The sequence below is a fragment of the Photobacterium sp. DA100 genome (genome assembly GCF_029223585.1).
Lineage (GTDB): Bacteria > Pseudomonadota > Gammaproteobacteria > Enterobacterales > Vibrionaceae > Photobacterium.
This window is the reverse complement of sequence record NZ_CP119424.1, coordinates 1,823,627-1,841,807: the sequence shown is the minus strand read 5'-3', so window position 1 is coordinate 1,841,807 and position 18,181 is coordinate 1,823,627. Positions and strand designations below refer to the sequence as shown.

15 protein-coding genes and 1 tRNA gene are annotated in these 18,181 nt (G+C 43.6%); 9 read left to right on the top strand and 7 right to left on the bottom strand.

Annotation, left to right across the window (positions count from 1 at the left end; genetic code table 11):
• The first annotated feature begins 1 nt into the window (after nucleotide 1).
• From PTW35_RS25930 to pdxY, 4 genes are all read left to right on the top strand, one after another.
• Nucleotides 2-1,915, top strand: coding sequence for a pyridoxal-dependent decarboxylase (locus tag PTW35_RS25930; protein ID WP_281028080.1), 1,914 nt, complete (start codon nucleotides 2-4; stop codon nucleotides 1,913-1,915).
• A gap of 100 nt (nucleotides 1,916-2,015) precedes the next feature.
• Nucleotides 2,016-3,236, top strand: coding sequence for an aromatic amino acid transport family protein (locus PTW35_RS25925; protein WP_281028079.1), 1,221 nt, complete (start codon nucleotides 2,016-2,018; stop codon nucleotides 3,234-3,236).
• A gap of 28 nt (nucleotides 3,237-3,264) precedes the next feature.
• Nucleotides 3,265-4,539: a tyrosine--tRNA ligase gene (gene tyrS, locus PTW35_RS25920; RefSeq protein WP_281028078.1), complete on the top strand. Its 1,275-nt coding sequence runs from the start codon at nucleotides 3,265-3,267 to the stop codon at nucleotides 4,537-4,539.
• Nucleotides 4,540-4,587: 48 nt separating this feature from the next.
• Complete coding sequence (gene pdxY, locus PTW35_RS25915; protein ID WP_281028077.1) at nucleotides 4,588-5,445, top strand: pyridoxal kinase PdxY; 858 nt, start codon at nucleotides 4,588-4,590, stop codon at nucleotides 5,443-5,445.
• A 113-nt stretch (nucleotides 5,446-5,558) separates the two neighbouring features.
• Here the strand turns inward: pdxY and PTW35_RS25910 are convergent, their stop codons facing one another.
• The 3 genes from PTW35_RS25910 to PTW35_RS25900 all read right to left on the bottom strand — a co-directional run bounded on the left by PTW35_RS25910 (nucleotide 5,559) and on the right by PTW35_RS25900 (nucleotide 8,039).
• Complete coding sequence (locus PTW35_RS25910) at nucleotides 5,559-6,401, bottom strand: AraC family transcriptional regulator (protein WP_281028076.1); 843 nt, start codon at nucleotides 6,399-6,401, stop codon at nucleotides 5,559-5,561.
• Between the two features lie 239 nt (nucleotides 6,402-6,640).
• A complete protein-coding gene (locus PTW35_RS25905) occupies nucleotides 6,641-6,955 on the bottom strand; it encodes a PTS fructose-like transporter subunit IIB (protein WP_044620522.1) in 315 nt (104 codons plus the stop codon).
• 22 nt (nucleotides 6,956-6,977) lie between these two features.
• On the bottom strand, nucleotides 6,978-8,039 hold the full coding sequence (locus PTW35_RS25900; protein ID WP_281028075.1) for a PTS fructose transporter subunit EIIC: 1,062 nt from the start codon (nucleotides 8,037-8,039) through the stop codon (nucleotides 6,978-6,980).
• A gap of 446 nt (nucleotides 8,040-8,485) precedes the next feature.
• Between PTW35_RS25900 and PTW35_RS25895 the strand changes: the two genes are divergently transcribed.
• Nucleotides 8,486-8,576: transfer RNA gene (locus tag PTW35_RS25895), tRNA-Ser, on the top strand.
• An 88-nt stretch (nucleotides 8,577-8,664) separates the two neighbouring features.
• A complete protein-coding gene (locus PTW35_RS25890) occupies nucleotides 8,665-9,939 on the top strand; it encodes a site-specific integrase (protein WP_281028074.1) in 1,275 nt (424 codons plus the stop codon).
• 178 nt (nucleotides 9,940-10,117) lie between these two features.
• Here the strand turns inward: PTW35_RS25890 and PTW35_RS25885 are convergent, their stop codons facing one another.
• The 4 genes from PTW35_RS25885 to PTW35_RS25870 form a co-directional block, all read right to left on the bottom strand.
• The gene (locus PTW35_RS25885) at nucleotides 10,118-10,786 is read right to left on the bottom strand and encodes a hypothetical protein (RefSeq protein WP_281028073.1); all 669 of its coding nucleotides are present in this window, start codon (nucleotides 10,784-10,786) and stop codon (nucleotides 10,118-10,120) included.
• A 5-nt stretch (nucleotides 10,787-10,791) separates the two neighbouring features.
• On the bottom strand, nucleotides 10,792-11,190 hold the full coding sequence (locus PTW35_RS25880) for a hypothetical protein (protein WP_281028072.1): 399 nt from the start codon (nucleotides 11,188-11,190) through the stop codon (nucleotides 10,792-10,794).
• Nucleotides 11,168-12,277, bottom strand: a complete 1,110-nt coding sequence (locus PTW35_RS25875; protein ID WP_281028071.1) for a hypothetical protein — start codon at nucleotides 12,275-12,277, stop codon at nucleotides 11,168-11,170. The genes PTW35_RS25880 and PTW35_RS25875 overlap by 23 nt, the downstream gene beginning before the upstream one ends.
• A 399-nt stretch (nucleotides 12,278-12,676) precedes the next feature.
• The gene (locus PTW35_RS25870; RefSeq protein WP_281028070.1) at nucleotides 12,677-13,150 is read right to left on the bottom strand and encodes a hypothetical protein; all 474 of its coding nucleotides are present in this window, start codon (nucleotides 13,148-13,150) and stop codon (nucleotides 12,677-12,679) included.
• 815 nt (nucleotides 13,151-13,965) lie between these two features.
• Here PTW35_RS25870 and PTW35_RS25865 point away from each other — a divergent pair.
• From PTW35_RS25865 to PTW35_RS25855, 3 genes are all read left to right on the top strand, one after another.
• Complete coding sequence (locus PTW35_RS25865) at nucleotides 13,966-15,063, top strand: site-specific integrase (RefSeq protein WP_281028069.1); 1,098 nt, start codon at nucleotides 13,966-13,968, stop codon at nucleotides 15,061-15,063.
• 241 nt (nucleotides 15,064-15,304) lie between these two features.
• On the top strand, nucleotides 15,305-16,810 hold the full coding sequence (locus PTW35_RS25860; protein ID WP_281028068.1) for a hypothetical protein: 1,506 nt from the start codon (nucleotides 15,305-15,307) through the stop codon (nucleotides 16,808-16,810).
• Nucleotides 16,811-16,862: 52 nt separating this feature from the next.
• On the top strand, nucleotides 16,863-17,867 hold the full coding sequence (locus PTW35_RS25855) for a DNA-binding protein (protein WP_281028067.1): 1,005 nt from the start codon (nucleotides 16,863-16,865) through the stop codon (nucleotides 17,865-17,867).
• The last annotated feature ends 314 nt before the right edge of the window (nucleotides 17,868-18,181 follow it).

Here is an 18,181-nt window from a genome sequence, read left to right as displayed (position 1 = left end):
TATGAGTGAGAAAATGAATGTAGACGCCTTATTCCTAGGCCCTAAGTCAGAAAACCAAGTGTTCTTTAAAGAGATGATGGCGTACGCAATTGATGAGCACATGCATTGGCGATCAGATTTTCACCCAGAAGATGCACCGCTGGTGTCTCCGGTAGCCCAGCATCAGCCAGATTTTCGTGACACGCTATATCGAACAGAAGGTATCTTGAATAGCCTGTCTGCTCGCTTGAAAACGAAATCTGTTCCTTGGTTCTCTCCACGATATCTGGGCCATATGAATGCCGATACGTTGATGGTTTCAAACCTAGCTTATGTTATGACCATGATGTACAACCCGAATAATTGTGCACATGAAGCCTCCCCGGTTACGACCGAACTGGAAATAGAGGCAGGTCAAGACCTTTGTAAGATGTTTGGCTATGACGTAAATAAAGCCTGGGGGCACATTACTTCGGGCGGCACTGTAGCTAACTATGAAGGTGTCTGGGTTGCCCGTAATGTCAAAACGATGCCTCTCGCAATTGCCGAGCATGAAGGTGCGAAAGACTTGGTCGCCGGTATGACAGAGCACCAGTTGCTGAATATGAATACCACTAAGGTGCTCGATTTAACCGACGAGCTTAAAAAACGCGGCATTTTTGAAGAAGTGCGCGCCCTGTCGGCACGCGGGGTAGGCGTTAAACCTGGTACGCTGGGTAAGTTCTTGGTTCCACGCTCAAAGCACTACTCATGGATGAAGGCAATGGATGTTCTCGGTATTGGCCAGGAGCATATTATTCCTCTTGATGTAGACGCTAATTACCGCACCGACGTAGAAAAAATGCGTGAAATTACCTTTAAGCTTATGGAGGAAGGCACGCCGATCCTAGGGATGGTCTCTGTTGTGGGCACCACAGAAGAAGGCTCTGTTGATGCCGTGCATGAGGTTATGAAACTGCGCAAAGAGTGCGAAGAGAAGTATGGTGCCTCATTCTATGTGCATATCGATGCGGCCTATGGTGGCTATGTGCGAGCTATGTTCCTCGATGAAGATAACAACTTCATGGATTACGACGCTCTGGTTGCCCGCTATCGTGAAGAAAACATCATCCCTGAAGGCGTGACCTGGCCTAAACGTGATGTTTACGATGCATTTGAAGCGATGGCTGAAGCCGATTCCATCACGGTCGATCCACATAAAGTTGGCTACATTCAATATGCTGCAGGTGCTGTGGCGATGAAGGATAAGCGAATTGTGGATTTGATTTCCTACCATGCGGCATATGTTTTTGAAGAAAGTGATGACGACCAAAATGGCGAGCAAAACGTGGTATTGGGCTCTTCAATCATGGAAGGTTCCAAGGCTGGTGCGACAGCCGCAGCCGTATGGGCCGCTCATCGCTTAGTTCCTCTGAATATTAGTGGATACGGCCATGTTATCGGTCGTGGCATTGTTACCGCCGACTGGTTTGCCAATAAGTTGGCAACGGCTGAGCCTTTGGTTGTGCAGGGTCGACGCTTCGAGGTTCGTCCGCTGATGCACCCTGATTTCCACATGGTTAACTTTACCTTCAAAGAAATTGGCAACGATAGCTTGGCAGACCATAACCGTCTGAACCAACGTATCTACGAGCTATGCTCTTATGCTTCAGGCAGAACATATACGAAAGATTTTTTGACCTCTTCAACATCATTGTCTGTTGATGAATACGGCCAGATCCCAAGCACTTATGCAAAATCACGTGGTTTCAGTGACCAAGAGTGGGAGGCAGAAGGCTCCGTATACATTCTTCGCTCCGCAGTAATGACTCATTTCCTTCGTGATGAAATTCGGTTTAACAATTACTGGAATAATCTACAGGAAGTATTTACAGATATTTTGACTGAAATTGTTGATGAAGAAAACAAACAGTCAAAAGTTCATAGCGCTGCATAATCAATGAGGGACGCTGCCAGTAATATACTGGCAGCTTTTTTATAAATATGATGAAAATCAAATATCGACTATTTGTCATTGATGGTTAAGAGAAATAATCATGAATATAAAAGCTGTTGGTGCAACTCTTTTAATATCAGGCACCATGCTTGGTGCTGGCATGCTAGCATTACCACTTATATCTGCGGGGATGGGAGTAAAATATTCAATTCTGTTTTTAAGTACAGTTTGGTTTTGCATGACATACTCTGGCTTAATGCTACTCGAGGTATGCTTAAATTATCAAGAAGGCACAGGCCTTGAAGCTATTGCGGAAGATCTCTTTGGTAAGAGAGGTAAGGTGTTTATTAACGTAACCTTGCTTTTGCTTCTGTATTCCCTTTCATGTGCCTATATATCTGGCGGTTCATCGATATATCAGTCCAATATTACAAATTATCTTCATATATCCATACCCAGTGAGATTGTGGCATGCATTTTTACCGCATTAATCGGTACAATAGTCTACATTAGCACTAAAGCGGTTGATATCGTCAATAGGGTTTTGTTTTCAATCAACATTATAATCTTTCTCTTGTTGGTGTGTACGATAAACCCTTACGTCAATAAAGAATTTATTACCAATCAGCGTGATTCCGTTGTTTATAGTTTTGCTGCTATCCCAGTGTTTATTACAGCATTCGGCTTCCATGGCAGCATTCCAAGTATGATTAAGTATATTGGTAAGGATAATCCGACCACATTAAGAAATATTTTTATTGCTGGTGGACTTATCCCGCTTGCTGTTTATATCGTTTGGGAGGTAAGTACTTTAGGTTCTCTTCCTCGATTTGGCCCTCATAGTTTTGAATACATTTCTTCTCATGGTTCAAGTGTCGCGGTAATGTTGGAAGAAATGAGAGTATATATTCATAATGACTATATTCTTTATTTGATTAGTGCATTTTCATCGATTGCTATGTTTACCTCGTATTTATGTGTATCACTGGGACTATTTGATTCAGTTGCAAGCAATTTGAAAAAAGGTAATAGTCATAAGAGACGATTCATAACAGCATTGATCACTTATTTACCACCTTTGGCTTTTACCATCATATATCCTGATGGCTTTGTTAAGGCGCTTGGTGCGGCTGCAATATTCCTCACGATTTTAGCCGTATTGTTTCCTGTATTAGCTCTCAATAAGATTAGAGGGGCAAATTATCAGAGGCAATATAATGTAATGACTAATAAGTTAGCTCTGTTTCTTGTCGGATGTGTTGGGGTTGAGGTTATCGTAAGTCAAATATTGACATTAAATGATGCTTTACCCGTGTTTTAATTTAAATGAATTTCAATTTGGAGATTGTATGGATAATATAACGTTAATTCAGGATTTGAAAAATCGTGGATTGGTAGCACAAATTACAGATGAAACCGCCTTAGTTGAGCGGTTAGATGAGGGGCCTATTACTCTGTACTGTGGTTTTGATCCAACAGCAGATAGCCTTCATCTCGGACACTTAGTTCCCCTTTTGTGCCTAAAACGATTCCAACAGGCTGGGCATAGACCTGTTGCACTAGTTGGTGGCGCGACAGGCATGATTGGTGATCCAAGCTTTAAAGCGACGGAGAGGCAGCTTAATACAACAGAAACCGTATCTGGATGGGTGGATAAAATCCAGCAGCAAGTTTCACCGTTTCTGGACTTTGATAATGAAATAAACCCTGCGCGTATGGTCAACAACCATGACTGGTTCGCCGGCTTGGATGTACTGACATTTTTACGTGATATTGGGAAGCATTTTTCTGTTAATGCAATGATTAATAAAGAGTCTGTGAGGCAGAGGATAAACCGAGATGAAGTTGGCATCTCATTTACCGAATTTTCATATAGTCTCCTGCAGTCGTATGATTTTGCTCGGCTGAATAAAGACTATGGAATGGAGCTTCAAATTGGTGGGTCTGATCAGTGGGGAAATATTACCGCTGGTATTGATTTAACACGCCGAATGAACCAGCGACAGGTATTTGGCATGACCGTACCGTTGATTACCAAATCGGATGGAACCAAGTTTGGTAAAACTGAGGGTGGGGCGATTTGGCTCGATCCTAATAAAACAAGTCCATTTAAGTTTTATCAATTTTGGTTAAATACAGCGGATGCTGATGTTTATCACTTTTTGCGGTTTTTTACCTTCTTGACAGAATCCGAGATTCAACAAATCGAGGAGGTAGACAGGAATAGCCTCTCGGCACCTAAAGCGCAGCGGATACTCGCTGATCATGCCACAGCTTTGGTTCATGGTAACGAAAAGTTACGAGCAGCACAGCGTATTACCCGTTGTCTGTTCGATGAGGACTTTGAGCGATTAACTGAAGATGATTTTAGCCAACTGGCCTATGATGGTATGCCGACGGCAAATGCAGAACAAGGGTATGATTTACAGCAGGTTTTAGTGCAAAGTGAGTTAGCAACTTCACGTAGTCAGGCAAGAAAGTTGATTGAGTCGAATGCAATTTCTGTGAATGGTCAGAGGAAGAACAACCCACAGTTTGCTTTTACTTCGGAGGATAAGCTATTTGAACGTTATAGTCTTATTCGAAGGGGGAAAAAGAATTACAGCTTAATTGTTTGGAAGTAGTCAGTTTACAGTCATATAAAGGGCTTCTCTCCCTTTAATGAGGAAAAAATGGTTAATATTATATCTATTCAATCTCATGTGGTTTTTGGACACGCTGGAAATAGTGCCGCAGTGTTCCCAATGAGACGAATGGGGGCGGATGTATGGCCCTTGAATACAGTCCAGTTTTCAAATCATACGCAATATGGAAAGTGGAAAGGAGAAGTTTTTGGTCCGGATATGATAACTGATATTTGTGAAGGAATATCTGATATCGGCCAATTAATAAAATGTGATGCTATTCTATCTGGATATATAGGATCAGCAGAGCAAGGTGAAAAAATCCTTGAAATAGTTGAAGCAATCAAGGCGAAAAACCCGAACGCAATTTATTTTTGTGATCCTGTTATGGGAAGTCCGACGAAAGGATGTGTTCTCGCAAAAGGTGTGGCTGAGTTTCTATGTGCTAATGCAATCCCTGCTGCCGATATGATTGCTCCGAACTTGTATGAGCTCGAAAAACTGACTGGCCGAGAGATAAATAATTTTGACGAGGCATTAAGTGCAGCTAGGCTTGCATTACAAATGGGGCCTAAAATGCTCCTTGTCAAACACCTTGACCGCGCAAGCAAAGATCTTGCGTCTTATGAGACACTTCTGGTGACGGCTGATGAAGCTTGGCATATCTCCAGGCCGCTGCATCAATTTGACCGACCACCTATTGGTGTCGGAGATTTGACCAGTGGACTGATGCTGGTGAATCTGCAGCAAGGCAAGAGCTATAAGGAAGCGTTGGAGCATGTGACGGCAGCTGTGGATGAGGTGATGAGAGTCACCAAGCAACTTGACCAATATGAACTGCAGGTTGTCGCAGCACAAGACCGTATTGTCACACCTTCGGTGCATTATGACGCTGTGGCTGTCTGATTCGATATATTTATTAATATAGCTGGCCGGTGGTATCTCACTTGAAACAGTACCGGTTAGCTTATTGTCGGATTGGTTGAGGGCTTTACGGCGATTGGATGTATGGCACTGTCTCAACGGCTGCGGTATTCGGTCGGGGTTTTCCCTGTCTTTCGCTTGAATACCCGACAGAAATAATTGGGGTCGTGATAGCCGCAGCGTTGAGCCACTTCCTCTAGGCGGAAGTTGTAGCGCTTAAGCATGAACTTGGCGCGCTCAAGCCGCACCCAGGAGATATAGTCGGCAAAGCGCATGTGCCCTTCTTGGCGAAACAGCCGCGATAAGTGGTTCGGTGAGATATTAAATCGTGCTGCGACCGTATTGCGGTTGATGTTGCGGTGGAAATTTTCCTGCACGTAAATACAGATCCCCTTGAACATGTCCTCACTGCGGCGACTGGTATCCTCGGTTGGTTGCGACAGCATGTCTTTGCAGTAACTCAGCAGGGCAAGCAGCAGGAACTTGTCGGCGGGTTGCTTCTGCTTTTCGTAGGCGAGGGTTGATAGTGCTGTCAGAATATGATCGATGGCCCGGCCGGTGCGCTGCGGGACGCTGTACTTGACCACATCGTAAAAGCCTTTTTCGTTTTCATGTTTGCTGACCAAGCTGAACCCTAATTGGCTCTTGCCAAACAGCAAGCTGAGCACCGAGCACTCTTTGTCCCAACTTGGCTTGTTCCAGGCATTGGGCGGAATAAACAGGGCATCGCCGGGACCGAGGAGGATATTTTCAATCTGGTGTTGTGGGTTTTCGAGCAAATTCTCGTACTGGCCGTTGAATACCAGTTCAAGGCGCGGAAAGTTGACCTGGTAACTGGCTTCGGGAGGCGGGACATCATCACCGGCAAACCAGATGGTATTGAAGGCGGTGCTGTCAGAAATCACATTATCAAGAAGATCAGTGAAGGTTTGCTTCATGTCATTACATCTACTCAACCACTCGCCACAGGCGCAGTGTTATCAAAAAGAAAGGCTAGCTCTGAATATGCATTACCTGAAGACGTATAACATACTGAAGACTAACCGTTTATATGATACCACTCTAATATCCGCCACTTCGAAATGATATTCTGCAAACTGTTGAGTAGGTATCATTTTCCAGAGTAATAATGTGCCAATGCCTTGACCGTTTAAGGCCAAGGCATTGGGGTGAGGCTTTAAGCCGAAGCGAGGTGCGCTTCGATTTTATCCATGATTTGCGGGGCTTTTTTCACTGCATCTGCCACCCCGACACGAACGATTTTCTTGCCCTTGAAGCGCTCTTCGTTTTTGATGGCGATATCCTTGGTCAGGATGACAATATCGGCATTTTCTACTTCGGCTGACAGGATTTCATTTTCAATCCCGATAGAGCCCTGAGTTTCGATTTTGACTTCCCAGCCTTTGGCTTTGGCCGCGGTTTCCAATGCTTCTGCTGCCATATAGGTATGGGCAACGCCGGATGGGCAAGAAGTTACGCCGAGTAGTTTCATGTTGTTTTCTCCCGAAAAATTGTTAGTCGAAATCTAATTCAAGGGTGTCTTCCGCCGAGTCAGTTTCAACTTTGGCGTCTTGACGTTGTTCGATAGGTTTTTTCAATGCATTGACCATCAGTGCAGTCGTTAGAGCACCAGCTGCGATACCGACGATGTAGAACAAGCGTCCGTCCACCACTGGCAGCACAATCAGGCCGCCCCAAGGCGCATGGTTGAGGACGTTGAACATGAAGCCGACAACGTTACCGACCATGCCGCCTACCACGATAGATGGAAGTACGCGCATCGGGTCGGCGGCAGCAAAAGGAATCGCTCCTTCAGTGATACCGATACAGCCCATGATGCCAGCCGCTTTCCCCGCTTCACGCTCTTCGTCGGTGTAACGTTTTGGTGACAGCAAAGTTGCCAGGAACATACCAAGTGGAGGTACACAGATAGCGATACCGACACCGCCCATCAGCCAAGGCTGGGTGCCCACTTGGGTTTGGGCGAACAAGGTGGCGACTTTGTTGATTGGGCCGCCCATGTCGAAAGCAGTCATGCCGCCAAGCACCATGCCCAAGAACGCTTTAGACGCGCCGGCCATGCCCTCTAGCCATAGGTTCATGCTTTCCATTGCCATGGCTATCGGTGTACCGATCACCCAGATCACCAAGCCCGAGACAATAAAGGTGCCGCCGATAGGCAGGATAAAGTAGGTCGAGATGGCTTTGAGTTTGTTGGAGAGCGGAATGCGCTTGAGCTGGAGGACGACGTAGCCCGCGATGAAGCCGACCACGATGGCACCCAGGAACCCGGCCTGGACTTGGTTAGCCAGGTAGGCACCTATCATCCCCGGGGCGAGTGCCGGTCGGTCGGCAATTGAGTAGGCGATATAGCCGCCAAGCACGGGAACGAACAGGGTGAAACCTGCGATCCCCATGTCCCATAGCCCTTCCAGGAATACGCCTTCCGGTACCGCACCTTTACCGCCGAGCATGACAGACAAGGCAAGTAATACCCCGCCGGCGACAACAAAGGGGAGCATGTGGCTGGTACCCGTCAATAAGTGTCTTTTTAACACTGACAGTTGGCTTTTCATTTCGAATTACTCCATGTTTTTATGGTTTATTTTTTCAGTTGGCGCGGCTGCCAACGCAATAGGGTTGAGCGATGTTCTAAGACAGGGTGCTGTCTGGTTGGCTGTAATTATGGGGCGGGTGACAATACGAAACTATTGGATAAATAGGCCATTAGCTGGACTTTTGTATCCTGCGAAATGAGATGTGATTTAGCTCTCAGCCCTATGGTGAACGGGATCACTAAATTGCTGTTTTAGCGTTTGCTGAGGTATTAAAAGTCCAGTTGGCGGGGAAAAATCCAGCAGATACCGGGAGCAAGGCGAGGAGGAGTGTAATAGCAAGCCGGTTTTTATTGCGGGCGACTGTATTTTCAATGATTTCGTGTCGGGTTGCTGGTTATGTAAGCAGTTGAGCTACTTAAGGGTTTACATGGAAAGAGGTAGTGATTATCATACGCCGCACTTACGGAGAGATGGCTGAGTGGTTGAAAGCACCGGTCTTGAAAACCGGCATACGTTAATAGCGTATCTAGGGTTCAAATCCCTATCTCTCCGCCACATTAAAAATGAGATAAGCCGTTGTATTGCAACGGCTTTTTTCATGCCTGCAAGGTACCAAGTCAAACCACAAGGATTGACTGAGACAATGTACCTTTTTCGCGCCCCAAATTGCACCTACTACACTCGCATTTGTTTGCCCAAAAAACTCCGTGATAACGGCTTCCCGTTCGATCTAAAAGTATCCCTACTAACTAAGAACCGTCAGCTTGCTTCTGAGCGCAATCTTACAGTCGCAGCTCGCTTAAAAGACCTGATAGCGAAGGCTCATGCTCAAAGCTGCGTACAAGCCTTTAAGGCTAGTTCTGATGCGATAATTAACGAGGTTCGATGTGGATTTGAGTGCAATCAACATCATGCAGAGGTCTCTGCCGTTCCAACTCGTAAAGTAGAGCTTAGTGAACCAAACCCAGTTGCAAGTCGAAAAACTCCCATCGTTCAATTAAAAGCGGCGCTAGACGCTTTCGTCGAGAGCAAAAAGCTGCAAAACGTAAGGCCACTGACAGTTCACCAGTTAGAGTCTAGAATTAAGTATTGCATCGAATCTTTACCTGTCGGTTCAATTTGCGATGTCACCCCTGCTTATGCCTTCAAGTACCGCGATCAACTTCTTCGCGAAGGTCGTAGTTATAAAACTAATAAAGAGTATCTTGCCGCTGCATCTCAATTTTTCAAATACGCCAAGACGATGGGTTATATCGCACTGAACCCCTTTGATGGCATTAAGGTTGATAACAAGCCACTCAAGCCTACAAGTGAAGAGCGTGAACGCTGGTCACTTAAGGATCTTAAGCTATTTTTTAATTCTGCCAAATTTGCTAAACAAGATATTGAATTTCAGTGGGTTTCTTGGATCTTACTTTACACAGGAATGCGACCCTCAGAGGTGTGTCAACTAAGAGTTAATGACATAAAAGAGGCTGATGGGAGCTATTATTTCGCAGTCAATGTTGATGACGAAGGTAAGTACGTCAAAAATAGCAACAGCATCCGTAAAGTCCCTTTACATGGTCAACTGATTAAGCTTGGATTGTTGGATTACCTTGCAACTAGGAAGTCCAGTGGTGCCAATAATCTATTCAGCTATGAGCCAAAAAACATCTTTGGCGATTGGTCTAAGGCCTACCTTAATAAAATGACTAAATATCAGAATTCCATCGGCATGAAGGCTGGCAGTCGCCCTACGAGCTACAGTTTTAGGCATACATTTATTGATGAACTCAAGCAAAAAGGCGTTTCTGAGATGATTACAGCTGAGATCGTGGGGCACAAACAGCAAGGGATAACGTATGATCGCTACGGCAAACAGTTGAATTTGAAGGAGCTTGCGAAAGCATTAAACAAAGTTACTTTTAAGCTGTAGTGCCCTGTGCTATTTCAATGTTAAGAAAAGCCGAGCTAGCTATTTAGCTAGCTCATATTTTGACATTAATGTTTCAGCTACTTTGCTAATTTAGCAAAGCGTAAATTATTTTAGGTATGGCAAACCTGATGGATTACCAAGTAGTGAAGAAGAATGCACTAACCCAGAACCTTTTGATTTATTTTTTTCGGTTCATTGCACTCTTATCGGTCGGCTGGAACCTTATACTTATCGGTATATGTCTTACCTCAAAACCCTCGCCCGATACACTGTGTTTATGAGAGGACATAAAGCACGTTTTGTCGAACTTGCAATCATAAACGGACACCCCAGCAGCTTGATAGTCAACGTCATCAGCTAGCTTCTTGCGCCAGTTCTCCATCAAGGACTTGATGTCAACATTCGTCGTAATAACCAAAACTGCACCTTGGTCTTGGTGTTCAAAACCAGATGAGTAGCGCTCACAGAGTTGTTTGTAACCTTCGAGCAAATAATCGTAGGTGCTATGAATCTTTGACTCACCAGTCCACTTATAACCATAACCTGGGCTTTCGACAAAAATATCTGGGTGACCGTTATTCCATCTGTCGTGCGATGCCTGATAACCCATGAGCTTCAGAGAGTTGCCAATTTCAAGGTTAAATCGGTCCTCACCGTCATTCTGTCGATAGCTTGCAGAAGGAAATATTACTTCTTTGATAATGTAATCGAGGTCCTGATAGAGTCGCGCTAACCAATTGTTATAACCAGAACGAAGAGCAATTACCCTACTCGGGAACCCGCCGACTTCAGGTATCATTGGCTCTAGTGCAGCGAGCTGACCGATTGACATATCTTCAAATTCCATCGGCTTCACTTTAGAGCCCCCTCATCAACAGTGAAGAACATAAAAACATCGTTTTTAACGTCTTTAATTAATTTACCTGTTTCAGGGTGCGCTATAGCGTTTTCATGATACGCATAATAGCTGTTTTCATTATCTAGAATGAACTGGCCTTCTTCGCCTATGTACTCGAAACCAGTTTTGAAAAGCCCTACTCGCTCGCCAGCTAGATATTGAGTAATTCGAACTACGTCATTTGGCTTAAGCATAGAGTCAGAGAGGTTGTTGATTGATGCAAACGTCAGGTGCTGCCAGGCCTTAGCATCCTTTTGGCTAATCTTTTCGATAATCATTTCGCATGCCGAAACTAAGTTCGGCATGCTCTCCAAGTCAGTCCTGACTGTTTCAAGCAGTTTCTGATAGCTCATTTGGCGTCTTCAAGATATCTAGTAGTGCATCTAAATCTTTTTCACATGGACACATAGACACGATTGCATGGCTAAGGTGTCCACCACCTGTGTCACTGAGTTCTCTAACACTCGCATTCAACGACATTTCGTATTCATATTTTAGCTCAGCGGTAAAGCTTCCTTTCCATCGAGCTGAAATTCTGTATGGATTGATTTCACATTTTTCAACGCCGCCTTTATGAAACTCTCCCGTGCGAACGTCTCCACCTTTAGAGCCGTTTCGGTCACGCTCATGATGGATATAACCATCATCAGTCGTAAAGCTTAACTCAACAACTCTACACGCCTCAGAGGCGCAGATACCTTTCACTAATGGAAAGAAGTTCATCGAATCAACGAATACGGCAAAGTCTAGTCTCTCTGGCACCAGGTCGATGAACGCTTCTTGTACGCTTCTGAATAACAAACTGATGTCTTTCGCAGCTACGGCCGATGACGTATCCAGACGAAGCTCGATAGTCTTGTCTTTCGCATTCAAGCATACAATGTCGATATATTGTCTTGATTGCTCCGTGAATGCCGTAACCTTAGAAAACTTTTTCAGAAATTCAACTATTTCTGGGTTGTCACCATAGACATTTGCGTTCAGGTCATTCTTTTCTGTAATTGAGCGGTTTGTTGAGAAGAAGAAGTACGTCTTTTCGTACACCTGCATAACTTTGGTTAGCTTTGTGTCTCTACCAAGCTCATCCGCACGCTCTTCATCAATGTAGTAAGGGAAGAATTCTGTATCGACACCTTCCGTTGGTGTCGCGCCAGCATAAGCATTTTGGATGGCTTCAAACTTCTCTTCCGACAGTTGAAATACCTTGATTGTTCGGTTACCAGCTAGTAGTGACTGCATGTAGTAACCGTCGTATAGCTCAATGAACTTTTGAGCATATTCTTCGTTATCGAAGCTTCCAAATAGCTTGTCTAGAGTGCGTTCAGTACCGAGGCCTGTTTTGATTGAGTTAAGGTGCAGTAAAGGCTTGCACTGGGTTTCCCATGCGACTCGGTATAACAGAGAGCGTGATAGACTCTTAGCTTTTGAAATCGTGTTCATCTAATTGTTCCATAACCAACTTATTGCAATCATTGTGGCATATGAAACTAAGGCAATCCATCTGCGATCTCTAAAAATCAATAAAAGAGTCCTTGGCTCGACCTTAATAAGGTTGACATTTTCCAAGCAGAAAAGGGAGAACTTACCTATAAGCAAGGTCAGGACAAGTACGGAATCCATGGTATCTAATGAGTTTGTATAATGTAGAGTTTACGCATGTATGGAACTGGTTTTATCTAAGTGTGTGCTCTTACTCATGTCACAATAAGTACTGTCGCATTAGGCTTAGTAGGGCAAATTCCTATTAACAGTATATGAATGATCTCTTACTCTAAACGGTTTAATGGGGCACTTCTGAGCTACGAAGTGCCAACTGTGGAAGTTCTGGACAATTCTGAGCTAGCTCTTCTGAAGATCGAGAGCCATAGTCGATTGATATAGTGGCGCGGAATAATGCTGGAAGATACAGCTGAACTGCTCTTGATTATCGAGCACAAAAGTAACTCGAATATGATCTGCGTTGTATGTGGTGAGGATTGATCGTAGCCAGCTAGCCAGAGAACCATTTAGAAGCGCCTCGCAATTGATAAACCAGATCCACGTTGGCTTGTCACTTCGGATGATATCCATGATTTGCGACTTGTTTCTGTAATCTTCACCTGCTAGTGAGAGAAGGTCGATGTAGACCGTTTGAACCCCTAATCCATTGTTGATGCGATTGTATGTATTCTGGAGGTCTTCTCCAAACTCATTGGCGAAAGTATGAAATCTCATCATACCCAACTCCCAATACCCATTTATTAGGCGCTCATGCGAGCCAACAGACCACTTATCCAAATTAGGTACGATAGATTGTGGGGTTGTATTCTTCATTCATCCTCACTATGTATAACCCTGTCTTTTCAGCTCACGTATAGCATTATGAGTTACTAGCAAAACGCAGTAAACCACTCGATAACAAAGTTTGGGGCAAAGGAGAGTCAGCCAAATCTGACTGACTCGAAGATGGACAGGAGTAATTCACGAAACAGCTTGTTTCTCAATCTCAATTATCGCACTGGATAGTATGATACTGATCAGTGCGATAATTGATCATGACAGAACAACTTTATTGTTAGACTTGGGGGAACAAAGCACTCTTGCCATCGACAGAAGATAAACTAAATGATGACTAATCATCGGGAATTTAAAGGCGTTGTCCGTCATTGTCCACGCGTGGACAACGATGGACAATGGTGAACAATAGTGATGACCCCAGCCAGTTTTCTTGCGTTCTACCCACATACAAAAACATGAGACACAAGCCTTAATTATCACTAGATAGTTACAGCCGCACGAGCTGTGCCAATGAGGTGCATCATGTGAAGTGAATATCAGACCTATTCAAATCAATTTGTGATGTGATTATTAGGCTTATTCAAGTCAATTGATGATGAGATTATGTCTGCTGTTCGAATCACTATGCCAACGTAAGATGTTTTAGAGGGGGAAAGCTTAGTGTGTGAGTCTCATATGGAAATTTCTCAAAAAAATTCAAATTTCTAACCTATTGATATTCATCGCAATCGTGATTTTTTATAATAAATATCTAATATTATTAGGTTTTTCATATTTGATAGTGATGAGGAACTCTTGTAATTTGCCCTTAAGACAGAAGAGCAGCACTGAAGTTGCCTAAGAATTGAGACGTGAAACAACAAGAGAAGAAAGTAAAAAACTACATTGAGCAATACATCACAAGTCGCACTTATAAAGTCAGCCCGTCAACTCTCCGCGCTGAGAAGAGTAAAGCTAAGAAGCTGGAAAATCGAATTGGCAGTCGTGCCATTGCAGATGTTACTCACAGTGACATATTAGCGCTAATAGATAGGCTTCATAAGCGTTATAAAAACAAAACGATCAACGAATTCCTGACTATCCTGAGGGCGGTTTTCCGTTTTGCTGAGCTAGACGGTGCGCTTGAACGAAACCCTATGACGGGTATTCAAAACCTGAAAGTTACAACATTCGAACCTGTACCGTTTACAAAAGCAGAGCTGAAAAAGCTCCATGATACTGATGTATCGTGTCAAAGTGGGAAAAATGCGTGCTTATTTAATGCTCTCACAGGTTTGAGGATCAGTGAGTTACTTGCGCTCAGTTGGGATGATATCAATTGGCAACGTAAGGAGATGTACGTCCGAAGAGCTAAGGTTCTCCAAGAATACAAAGTGCCCAAAACTGAGGGGTCAGTGCGAACCGTTGAGCTTAACCAACTTGCTATTGGCCTCTTGAAGCAGCAGTTGCAACTTACTGGCAAGAAGAAGCTAAGGAAAATATCGGTTAGGCAAGAAGATAACAAAACGCTAAAAAAAGAGTTTGTGCAGTTCGTTTTTTATAACAGTAAGACCAGTAAGCCATTTTTACATGCAGCACAGTTTGCCAAAGATTTTTTCGATGCTTTTCTGCTGCAAGCAGAGGTTAACCACCGTGGAGTTGGTCAGTTAAGGCATACCTTTGCATCACAGAATTTAACTGCGGGTATATCGAAAGAGTGGATTGCTGCTCAGATGGGGCATTCTGGCACTCATATGGTTGATAAGCATTACGGTCGATGGATAGCTTCTGATGCTCCAGATTGTGCCCGTTTAGCCGCTGATAACTTGGCTGAAGCATTTGGGCAAGCACCTGTAATGGCTCTTTCTTCTGCTTCGATATCGGTTGAAACCGCTGACCTCGTAGCTAAATTAGAGTCCAACCCTGAGCTGCTAGCTATTCTTAAGGCTACACTTGGTGGTGCGAAATGATAATAAGCACTGCCGCCAATGGCATTATCGATGTCACCGCTGCCACTTTCGTTGTCACCAATGGCAGTTGTACTGCCATTAATGGCACTAACAGTGTCAAAGTCGTTCACTTTAAAAGTGATACGACAAGGCAACCCGCTGCGCTCTCGTCACACTTTTGCTTCGCAAAAGATGCACGCGAGCTGCGGGCAAGAGAAGCACCTCTTGACTCTCTACCATACGCACCTCTGAAGAGGTGCGTATGAAAAAAATACGATTATTTCATCGTCGGTTTAACTTTAGCTCTAAGCCAGCAGACCGCGTGAAATGTGAGCATTCATTAGCCCACTCATTGCGTATTCGACCACCAACAGCAGTAAAGAATACGAAGAAATTAGAGTGGAATCATGAGCTGCTTGAGAAAAACTTGATCTGGGTAAACGGGCAACAGTCGTCTCTTCATGATTGGCCTGAAGAGAAACGACTTGAGTTGCTTTATGAAATAGCGCCATACCCCAAAAAGAAGAATCAAACAAAGTTACAAACTCAGCTTCGGCAGTACCGTAAGAAGATGAAGACTGCTGTTGAAAGCGAGCAAAATAAGGGTAATCAGGCTACTGCTGATTTTTTGCGGTCGGTATTAGATATGGATAGACACGTTCCTTACTCGCGTATCGAAGTGTTTGCAAAGCTGACAATGCAGCGTAAAAAACAGCGCATTAAGATGTTAGAAACTTATTTGAATGCTCATAATCAGTTATGCCAGAAGCCGCCTGCGAACAATATATATGTTCAGGAGGGTATTTTTAAAGTGCCCCAGCAGTGGGGTGTAGGGACTGATGTAATTAGCTTATCTGAGTATATTGCGTTCACTTGCCAGTTTTTAGAGGTGCATTTCCCCGATTACGAGATCAAAGCAATAGTTGGTCATGATGACGAGCGAAGTGCCGAGGCAAATACGGGAGCGCATACACATTATTTTTTGTCAGGGAAGAATCGTGTCACTGGCGAGTTTGACCTAAGGAAGCAGCAGGTAGCTGTCGTCAATGAGTATATCAAGCGAACGGAACCTAACACTAAATTGTTACCTGCTGATGGAAAACTGACGAGGAAGCTGAGCCAAAAATTTGGGCGTTACTTTCAAAAAATGCTCTTTGAATATGCTAATCAACACCTCTTTTTTGGTAAGGGCTTGGTAGCAAAGCTTGCTCCTGCTTCTGAACGTAGGTCTGCAAAGAGAAAAGAAATGAATAGGGAAGCTTCACTAGCTAAGTCGGAGCGTAGCCACAGTTATCACACTCATCAGCTAGAGTTGCTCCAAGGAAAAATCGAGCTAGCAGAAAAGAAACATGCTGCTTTATTGGATGAGAATGAAAAAGCCGTGCAACAATTGTCGCAGTTTATAGATGATATTGAGTTTGTAGAGGTACAGCTCAATCAATTGCAGGTCGAGCGAGGTACGATGCAGCTTGAGGTGTCAGATCTCAAGGTCGAATCCTCAAGGCTAACAATTCTCACCCAGACATTAACGCAAAATTTAGTACCTAAAATCGTTGAGATATTTAAGAAAGTGCTACTTTCGATCAACGCAAAAGACAGAGGTTTGGTAAAAAAGCAAAGCGAGTACCTGAACTCTGTTTTGTACTCAACGTTAGATCTGCCATCAGAACTAGCAAATAAAATCGCAAGTGAAGTGGCTTCGCTACAAGCGCCTGAAACTGTGGCACTGGACGCTTGTGATACAGACATAGGGCACGATGGTAAGTAAGTTAGTCAGCTTACTAACTAACCATAATAATAAAAATAAAGGTATAAACAATATGGCTAGACCCAAATCCTACACGGATGAAGATGTTATACGCATCGTAACTCAATTGTGTTCTGATGGCAGGAAGCCCACAGGGTGGCTCATTAAAGAAGCTCTTGGGCGAGGTAAAATAGCTTCCATTCAAGCAGATCTAGATCGCCTTATTGCTGAGGGCAAACTTCCTGAAATACAAATGGAACCGAGTGGAGGTTCTAACTCCGAACTGAGGATAGTAGAAACAAGTTATGAGCTACCTGTTGAGCTTCAAGATATGCTGTCACTGAAAGAGCTTGAACTAGGGAAAATACTTCGTGAGATGACCATCGGCATAAATGATAAAGCACACGCTCACTATGAAACTCTAATTGCAGCCCGAATTAGAGAGCTAGATGCACAATCCGACGTATTGGCACAGGCTAAAGCGACAGCAGAGTTAGACAAGCGCGATATGGAAATTCGGTTACAGAAACAGGTCGAGAATAATGAGGTGTTCGAAGATCAAATAGAGAACCTTGAGAACAGGTTAACGAACTCGAAAACTGAAAAATCCGATCTTGTACAGACGATTAATCAAATGACTGACTCATTAAGTAAGTTAACTGAAAAGGCAGACCAACAATATGCGTTGCTAGATGGACTGAGACAAACTATCTCAGATAAGGATAAAGCGCATGCAGCAATGGAGGTGAAGTTGGAACATGCCGTTGATGAGGCTAAGAAGAGTAAATTACAGCTAACAGATTTGCTTGCCCACTATGAAGTGGTCAAAGTGCAGTTAAATGAAAAATCTACCTTATTGAAGTCAACCCAAGAGTCACTGAACCAATCAAATAATCAAATCAGTGCACAGCGTAAAGAGAATACAGAACTGACAGCAACAAACCGTTTACTAGAGAAAAATCTAGAAGACGCTGAAAGTGAGATAGCTTTGTTACATGAACAAAAGCAACATCTTGAAACCGATTTCTTCGAGGGTGAGAATACAAAAAATCCGATTAAGGAGGGTTTACCTCAGTGATAGATATGTTAGCAGCATTCCATCGTTGTGGTTTATATTTAAGACTGGATCTGGTTTAGTACCTTTGAAGCGTTGCTAACATTTAGGGAGAAAAATATGTAGCTTTTTATTCTGATGATGTTGTTAGTAGTTGTTCAAAAGGCAAGAGGTTACGTGGAGTGTTATGAGTAACTTTAATAAAGGTGATGTCCAGAAAACCAACTATGTAAGGGGTAACACTTTTTGGTACGAAAAAATGTAGTGAGTTACTTTTTTTTGTACCAAAAAGTGTAATTTTATAAAATGCAACACCTAATCATAGAAAAAGTGCCCTA